At 73.1% G+C, this 8506-nt stretch carries 6 protein-coding genes; all 6 read left to right on the top strand.

Features of this window, described 5'->3' with window-relative positions:
- Window positions 1-26: 26 nt before the first annotated feature.
- Window positions 27-497, top strand: a complete 471-nt coding sequence (locus tag CLV30_RS24300) for a PPOX class F420-dependent oxidoreductase (RefSeq protein WP_106539843.1) — start codon at window positions 27-29, stop codon at window positions 495-497.
- Window positions 498-720: 223 nt separating this feature from the next.
- On the top strand, window positions 721-2202 hold the full coding sequence (locus tag CLV30_RS24295) for an FAD-binding oxidoreductase (RefSeq protein ID WP_106539842.1): 1482 nt from the start codon (window positions 721-723) through the stop codon (window positions 2200-2202).
- Window positions 2203-2337: 135 nt separating this feature from the next.
- Window positions 2338-4020 carry a LuxR C-terminal-related transcriptional regulator gene (locus tag CLV30_RS24290; protein WP_106539841.1) on the top strand — a complete coding sequence of 561 codons (1683 nt, stop codon included), beginning with the start codon at window positions 2338-2340 and terminating at the stop codon, window positions 4018-4020.
- A 96-nt stretch (window positions 4021-4116) separates the two neighbouring features.
- Window positions 4117-5292 carry a phenylalanine--tRNA ligase subunit alpha gene (pheS, locus tag CLV30_RS24285; protein WP_106539840.1) on the top strand — a complete coding sequence of 392 codons (1176 nt, stop codon included), beginning with the start codon at window positions 4117-4119 and terminating at the stop codon, window positions 5290-5292.
- Window positions 5292-7844 carry a phenylalanine--tRNA ligase subunit beta gene (gene pheT / locus CLV30_RS24280; RefSeq protein WP_106539839.1) on the top strand — a complete coding sequence of 851 codons (2553 nt, stop codon included), beginning with the start codon at window positions 5292-5294 and terminating at the stop codon, window positions 7842-7844. Before pheS ends, pheT begins: the two co-directional genes overlap by 1 nt.
- Window positions 7845-8506: SDR family NAD(P)-dependent oxidoreductase (locus CLV30_RS24275; RefSeq protein ID WP_106539838.1), on the top strand; the 662-nt coding region annotated here is incomplete at its 3' end.

Raw genomic sequence — 8506 nt, 5'->3', positions numbered from 1 at the left:
GACGTCGACTCGAGTAGGCTGGCTGGATGCCCAACGTCGCTACCAACACGACCGTCGACCACGACGGGCTGCTGGAGTTCGTCCGACCCCGCCACCACGCCGTCGTGCTGACCTTCCGCGCCGACGGCACTCCGCAGGCGTCCCCGGTGACCTGCGGCCTCGACGACAGCGGCCGCTTGGTCGTATCCACCTACCCGGACCGGATCAAGGCCGTGAACGTCCGCCGCACGCCCAAGGCGAGCGTCGTCGTGCTCTCCGACGACTTCGGCGACGCCTGGGTGCAGGTCGACGGTCCCGCCGAGGTGATCGACCCGCCGGACTCCGTCGAGCCGTTGGTGGAGTACTACCGCAACATCGCGGGCGAGCATCCGGACTGGGACGAGTACCGCGACGCGATGCGCCGGCAGGGCAAGTCCCTCATCCGCGTCACCCCGCAGCGCTGGGGCCCCATCGCCACCGGCGGCTTCCCGCCCCGGCTGGTCGACGGCGAGGGCTGAGCCGGACCCGGACGCCAGCTCGCGCCGCTGGACACCAGGGGCGCCCCTGCACAGGGCGCCGGATGGTCAGTTCTGACCATCCGGCCACCGTGTCGATCTACACCTTCCTGGCGATGCCGCCCCTGTTCTCGGCTGCGTAGCGTCAGTGACCGCCAGGGGGGCGGGATCGCCCGCGGCGGGGGTTTCGTCCGGCACCGGACCGGCGGCCCGATGGGGAGTTGGTATGAATCGTTCGGCAGCGTCCCGGACCGCGGTGGTGTCCCGGGATTCGAGTTCTGGTTCCGTCGCGGACTTCGCCGCCGCGCCCGCACTGCCTTCGGGGGAGGCGGTCGCGAACCTGGAGGCCGGGCTACGGGGGGAGGTCGTGCGGCCGGACGACGCCGGCTACGACGACGCCCGCTCGGTGTGGAACGGCATGATCGATCGACGGCCGGCGCTGGTCGTGCGCTGTGCGGATGTCGCCGACGTGCGGTCGGCCGTCGCGTTCGCCCGCGAACACGGGCTGCCGATCGCGGTGCGCGGCGGCGGGCACAACGTGTCCGGTAACGCGGTGTGCGACGGCGGTGTGGTCGTCGACCTGTCGGCGCTGGACGGTGTCGACGTCGACGCCGACCGCCGCCGTGTGCGTGCGGAGGGTGGGGTGACCATCGGCGCGCTCGACCGCGCCACCCAGGCATACGGGCTCGCCGTTCCGCAGGGGATCGTGTCGGAGACCGGCGTCGCCGGGCTGACGCTGGGCGGCGGGCTGGGGTGGCTGCGCCGCAGGCACGGTCTCAGTTGCGACAACCTCGTCGCTGTCGAGCTGGTCACCGCGGACGGGCAGCAGGTCAGAGCGGACGAGCAGCATCACCCCGAGTTGTTCTGGGCGGTGCGTGGTGGCGGCGGGAACTTCGGCGTCGTGACCGCTTTCGAGTTCCGCGCCCATCCGGTCGGCCCGGACGTGTTCGTCGCCCTCGTCTTTCACCCGTGGGACGGGGCAGCGTCGGCACTGCGCCACTGGCGGGAGTGGCAGGCGGACGCGCCGGACGAGGTCAGCTCGCTCGCGGTGCTGTGGCACGCACCCGCGATCGAGCAGATTCCGCAGGCCTACCACCATCAGCCGGTGCTGACCTTCGCGGCCGTGCACACCGGCGCGGTGGCCGACGGTGAACGTGAACTCGATGCCGTGCGCGGGAACGGAGCGCCGATCGCCGACCTCAGTGCGGTGATGCCGTACACGGAGGCTCAGCAGGTCTTCGACGAGGACTATCCGGCGGGCCTGCGCTACTACTGGAAGTCGCGGTTCCTGACGGAGCTGACCGACGAGGCAGTCGACGTACTGATGGAGCTGACCGAGAGCAGCCCGTCGCCGCACTCCACCCTGGACCTGTGGCAGCTGGGCGGGGAGATGGCGCGGGTGAGCACCGAGCACACCGCGTTCGGCGACCGCTCCGCGCCGTTGCTGCTCGGGGTCGAGGCGAACTGGGAGGACACGGCGGACGACGACGCGTGTCTGGCCTGGGCCCGGCGCGCGCACCGGGCGGCGGAGCCGTTCTCGACCGGCGCGGAGTACCTGAACTTCCCCGGGTTCCTCGAAGAAGGGGAGGCGGTGGTCCGCCAGAGCTTCGGGACGAACTACCCGCGGCTCGTCGCGGTGAAGAACCAGTACGACCCGGCGAACGTGTTCCGGCTGAACCAGAACGTCACACCCGACGCGCCTCGCTGACCGCCGCTGCCGTGTCGTCTGCCCGCCGGGGCCTCGACGGATGCCCTTTCCGGGCGCATAATCGCAGCACACCTCCCCGGTGACCGTGCCGGGGACGGGGCCGGATGTGGTCCGCGGGCGAACGGGTGTGGCGCGATGACCGGTACGAAGCCGGCCGCCGGGCGAGGGGCGAGTGCCACGTGGCGGCAGGCGTACGACGACCTCACGGCGCGCGGCGTCGGCGAGCTGGACGTCGTCGGCTTGGAGCGCCTCGGGGAGGCCGCGTTCTGGACCGGTCGGCCGCGAGAAGCCATCGACGCACGCCGGCGGGCACACGCGATCCATCGCGCCGCCGGCCGCGACGCACGTGCGGCGAAGGTGGCGTGGCTGCTGTTCTCCGGGCATTTCGACCTGGACGAGATGGCCGCGGCGAGTGGCTGGCTCGGCTGCGCTCGGCGCGACGCGGAGACGGCGCGAGGCTCGCCCGAGTGCGGGTACGTCGCGCTCGCCTCCGGTGAGTGGGCGCTGTACCGCGGCGACACCGGGAGCGCGCTGGCACACGTCGACGAAGCGCGCCGGACCGGGCAGGTCCACCGCGACCGTGACCTCGTGGCGTTGAGCCTGGCCACCGAGGGGCGGGTCCGCGTGACCCGCGGCGAGACCGCCGAAGGAATCGCGCTGCTCGACGAGGCGATGGCCGAGGCCACCTGCGGCGGGCTCACCCCCTTCGTCACCGGATGGGTGTACTGCCTCCTGCTCTACACGTGCCAGCTGCTCGGCGATGTCGGGCGGGCAGGCGAGTGGAGCGACTGGGCCATGCGATGGTGCGCCGAACACGGCGAGGAGAGCTGGTATCCGGGCCTGTGCCGGCTGCACCGCTGCGAGGTGGCGGTGCAGCGCGGTGAGTGGACGTCCGCCGAGCGGGAGGCGGTGCGCGCGGTCGAGGAGTTGGCGGCGTTCGGTGACTTCGCCATCGCCGACGGGCATTACCTGGCCGGGGAGATCCGGCGCCGGCGAGGTGACCACTCGGCGGCGGAACGGGCGTTCCGGCGAGTGCACGAGCTGGGTGGGAATCCGCAACCGGGCCTCGCCCTGCTCCGGATCGACCAGGGTGACGCCGAGGCCGCGGTGACGGCGTTGGCCGTGGCCCTGGCCGGTGCGCCCGCCCGGCCGCTGCCGCGGGCCCGGCTGTTGGACGCGCACGTCCGGGCATCGCTGTGCGCCGGAGACGTCGCCACGGCGCGCGGTTCGGCCGACGAGCTGGCGGCCTTGGCGACGGGGATGGACGCGATCCTGATGCGCGCGCTCACCACAGCCTCGCGCGGCGCGGTCATGCTGGCCGAGGACGATGTGGGCCATGCCGTGCCGGCGCTGCGTGAGGCCGTCGCGGCGTACCGGCGGTTGGCCTGCCCCTACGAGGCGGCGCAGGCCCGGGAACTGCTCGGTCGGGCCCTGCGGCGAGCCGGTGACGAGGACGGCGCGGCGATGGAGTTCGACGCCGCGGTCGTAGCGTACCGGCACCTGGGCGCGGTGCCGGACGCGCGGCGGGCGTCCGCTCTCGCCGGCGAGCACGCGTCGTACCCGAAGGGACTGACGGCACGTGAGGTCGAGGTGCTGCGGCTCGTCGCACGTGGGGAGTCCAACCGTGCCGTCGCGGCGGAGCTGTTCATCAGCGAGCACACCGTCGCCCGGCACCTGAGCAACATCTTCTCGAAGGTGGGGGTGCCCTCGCGTTCGGCTGCGACGGCGTTCGCGTTCGGACACGGTCTCGTGGCTGACGACGCCGCGGGCCGCCGGACGTCCTCCGGATCCGGGCGGGCGCCGCGTCCCGCGTCATGAACCCGCGGGCGCCGACCGCGGCCCCCGCCGTAGACTCGCGGGTTGTTCCGGTCCCCGCCGCCGGCGGGGAGACGTACGCGTGAAGTTGCGAGGAAGATGTCCGCGCCGAACAGTGAGTACGACCCCGTCGAGGTCTCGTCGCTGCACCCGGACGAGGTCGCCCGGATGGTCTCCGACGCGCTGAGCGCCTTCGAGGCCGCACGCGACCTGGACGAGCTGAAGCAGGCCCGGCTGGCGCACACCGGTGACCGGGCGCCGCTGACGCTTGCCAACCGTGAGATCGGCGCGTTGCCGCCGCAGGCGCGCAAGGACGCCGGCCGGCGGGTCGGCGCCGCCCGCCGCGAGGTCGGCGAGGCGCTGGCGCGGCGGCAGGCGGTGCTCGAGGCCGAGCGCGACGAGCGGGTGCTCGTCGACGAGGCGGTCGACGTCACGCTTCCGTGGGACCGCGCGCCGCGCGGAGCCCGGCATCCGCTGACGACGATCCAGGAGCGGGTCGCCGACGTGTTCGTCGCGATGGGCTGGGAGGTCGCCGAGGGGCCCGAGGTCGAGGCCGAGTGGCTGAACTTCGACGCGCTGAACATCGGCCCGGACCATCCGGCGCGCACGATGCAGGACACGTTCTTCGTGGCCGCCGAAGGCGCCGACGGTGCGGACGGGGCCGACGACTCCGGACTGGTGCTGCGCACACACACGTCACCGGTCCAGGCGCGCACCATGCTGGCGCGCACGCGGCAGACAGCCGACGGCTCGGGGGAACCCGGCCGGGGCATGCCCATCTACGTCATCTGCCCGGGACGCACGTTCCGCACCGACGAGCTCGACGCGACTCACACGCCGGTGTTCAGCCAGGTCGAAGGGCTCGCCGTCGACGAGGGGCTGACCATGGCGCACCTGAAGGGCACGCTCGACCACTTCGCGTCGTCGATGTTCGGCGCCGGCATCACCACCCGGCTGCGCCCGTCGTACTTCCCGTTCACCGAGCCCAGCGCGGAGATGGATCTGCAGTGCTTCGTCTGCCGCGGAGCGTCGGTGGGTGATCCGGAAAGGCCCTGCCGGACGTGCGGCTCGGAGGGCTGGATCGAGTGGGGCGGCTGCGGCATGGTCAACCCGCGGGTGCTGGTCGCCTGCGGCGTCGACCCGGAGCGCTACACCGGGTTCGCCTTCGGCATGGGCCTGGAGCGCACGCTGATGTTCCGGCACGGCATCGAGGACATGCACGACATGGTGGAAGGCGACGTCCGGTTCGCCACCGCGTTCGGGATGGAGGTCTGATGCGCGTCCCCATGTCCTGGCTGCGCGAGTTCGCGGCCGTTCCCGGCTCGGCCACGGGTCGCGACGTCGCCGACCGGCTGATCGCCGCCGGGCTCGAGGTCGAGACGGTCGACGAGGCCGGCGCGGACGTGTCCGGGCCGCTGGTCGTCGGCCGGGTCCTCGAGTTCGTCGAGGAGACGCACAAGAACGGCAAGACCGTGCGCTGGTGTGCCGTCGACGTCGGCGCCGAGCACAACGAGCAGCGACCGAGCCACACCGACGACGGCTCCACCACCATGTCGCGGGGCGTCGTGTGCGGCGCGCTCAACTTCGAGGTCGGCGACCTCGTCGTGGTGTCGCTGCCCGGCACGGTGCTGCCCGGCGGGTTCACCATCACCGCACGCAAGACGTACGGGCACGTGTCCGACGGCATGATCTGCTCCGCCCGCGAGCTCGGCCTCGGCGACGACCACACCGGCATCCTGGTGCTGCGTCCCGACGAGGCGGCGCCCGGTGACGACGCCGCGGCGGTGTTGCATCTGCGTGACGACGTGCTCGACATCGCGGTCACGCCCGACCGCGGATACTGCCTGTCCGTGCGTGGCGTCGCCAGGGAGGCGGCCACGGCGTTCGGCGTCGACTACGCCGATCCCGCCGGCTCTGGTGTGGACGAGCGCGAGGACGACGATGCGGACGGTTCAGGGTATCCGGTGCGCGTCGACGACGCCGACCGCTGCCCGGTGTTCGTCGCACGCACGGTCACCGGCGTCGACCCGCACGCCCCGAGCCCGCGCTGGTTGCAGCGCCGGGTCCAGCTGGCCGGTATGCGGCCGATCTCGCTCGCCGTCGACATCACCAACTACGTCATGCTCGAGCTGGGCCAGCCGATCCACGGGTACGACCGGGACGCGCTCACCGGCACCATCGTGGTGCGTCGAGCCGAGGACGGCGAGAAGCTGACCACCCTGGACGGGGTGGTGCGCACGCTCGACCCGGACGACCTGCTGATCACCGACGACACCGGGCCCATCGGGCTGGCCGGTGTCATGGGCGGCGGCACCACCGAGCTCAGCGGCTCGACGACGGCGATCGTCGTCGAGGCCGCGCACTTCGAGGCGACCGGAGCGGGCCGTACCGCCCGCCGGCACAAGCTCCCCAGCGAGGCGTCCAAACGGTTCGAACGCGGTGTGGACCCGCGGGCGCCGTGGGCGGCCTCGCGACGGGTGGTCGAGCTGCTGGTCGAGCACGGTGGCGGTGTGGCCGACTCCGGCATGACGGCGGTGGGCGCGGTGCCGCCGGCGACCGCTGTCGACATCGACACCACCCTGCCGAGCCGGGTCGTCGGCGTCGAGTACACCCCCGACGAGGTCACCAGGGCGCTGACGTCGGTCGGCGCCACGGTCGAGGCGGGCGCGGGACCGACCGTCACGGTGACGGCTCCGTCCTGGCGCCCGGACCTCACCGATCCGTACGACCTGGTCGAGGAGGTCGCGCGGCTACGCGGCTACGGCGCGATCCCGTCCGTGCTGCCGATGGCTCCGGCCGGTCGCGGTGTCACGAGTGGTCAGCGGGTACGCCGCCGGGTCGAACGTGCCGTCGCCGCTGCGGGTTACGTCGAGGCGCCGTCGTACCCGTTCGTCGGGGAAGGCGACTTCGACGCGCTGGGCTTCGCCGTGGACGACCCGAGGCGGCTGGCGGTGCGCCTGGCGAACCCGCTCTCGGAGGAGCAGCCGCTGCTGCGCACCACGCTGCTGCCCGGCCTGCTGGCGACACTGCGGCGCAACGTCGGCCGCGGGAACACCGACGTGGCGCTGTACGAGTCCGGCCTGGTGTTCCGGCGCGGGCCCGGCACGCTGCCGCGGCCACCGCGGCTGCCCGTCGACCGTCGCCCGACCGAGGACGAGCTCGCGGCGCTGGAGGACGCCGTTCCGGAGCAGCCGCGCCGCCTGGCGGTGGCGTTGTCCGGCGCCCGCGAGCCGGCTGGATGGTGGGGTCCGGCCCGCCAGGTGTCCTGGGCCGACGCCGTCGAGGCCGCACGCGCCGTGGCGTCGTCGGCCGGTGTTCGGCTGCGAGTTGGCAACGACGAGCAGGCACCGTGGCATCCGGGCCGCTGTGCTGCGCTGTACGTCGGGGCCGAGGTCGTCGGTCACGCCGGCGAGCTGCACCCGCGGGTCGTCCAGGCGCTCGGGCTGCCGCCGCGGACCGCGGCCATGGAGCTCGACCTCGATCGGCTGGTCGGTGCGGACGAGGACGCCGACGCGCCGGTTCGCGCGCCCGCGGTGTCGACGTTCCCGGTGGCGACGCAGGACGTCGCCCTGCTGGTCGACAGTTCGGTTCCGGCCGCCGACGTCGAGGCGGCGTTGCGGGCCGGGGCGGGCGAACTGCTCGAGTCGGTGCGCCTGTTCGACGTGTACACCGGTGCGCAGGTCGGCGAGGGACGCCGGTCGCTGGCGTACGCGCTACGCTTCCGCGCGCCGGACCGGACACTCACCGCGGACGAGACCACCGCGGCCCGCGACGCGGCAGTGGCCGCGGCCGCCGAGCGGACCGGGGCTGAGCTGCGAGGAGCGTAGATGACACTGCCACCCGGCCGGCCTGGCCACACCGCTCTGATCACCGGCGCCAGCCGCGGGATCGGTCGCGCACTGGCGCTGGGACTGGCCGATCGCGGCATCAACGTCGGGTTGCTTGCGCGTGACGGCGACCGGCTGGCGGCCGTCGCGGACGAGTGCCGCCGCCGGGACGTCGTGGCGGTGGCGGCGACGGCCGATGTCACCGACGGCGCCGAGGTGGCCGAGGCCGTCGCCGCGGTGGCCGGCGGCCTGGATCGCATCGACCTGCTGGTGAACAATGCCGGCGCGATCGAACCGGTGGAACGCCCGTTCCTCGACACCGACGTCGAGGACAGCTGGCGGGTGGTCGAGGTGAACGTACGCGGGCCGATGCTGGTGACGCATGCGGTTCTGCCGGTGATGCTCGACGGCGGCGGTGGCCGCGTGGTCAACCTGAACAGCGGCTCCGGGTACAAGGCCATGGACACCTACACCGCCTACGCGGTCAGCAAGGGCGCGCTGGCCCGGCTGACCACTCAACTGGACGCGCAGTACCGCGATCAGGGCGTCGCCGCCTTCGACGTGGCACCGGGGCACGTGCGCACCGACATGACCACGGCGATGCCGATGCACGACGGACGCACCTCGTGGACCCCGCCGGAGGCCATGGTCGAGCTGGTCGC

It is taken from the genome of Haloactinopolyspora alba, assembly GCF_003014555.1.
GTDB lineage: Bacteria > Actinomycetota > Actinomycetes > Jiangellales > Jiangellaceae > Haloactinopolyspora > Haloactinopolyspora alba.
The sequence above is the reverse complement of the archived record's forward strand: the minus strand, read 5'-3'. Positions and strand labels throughout refer to the sequence as shown.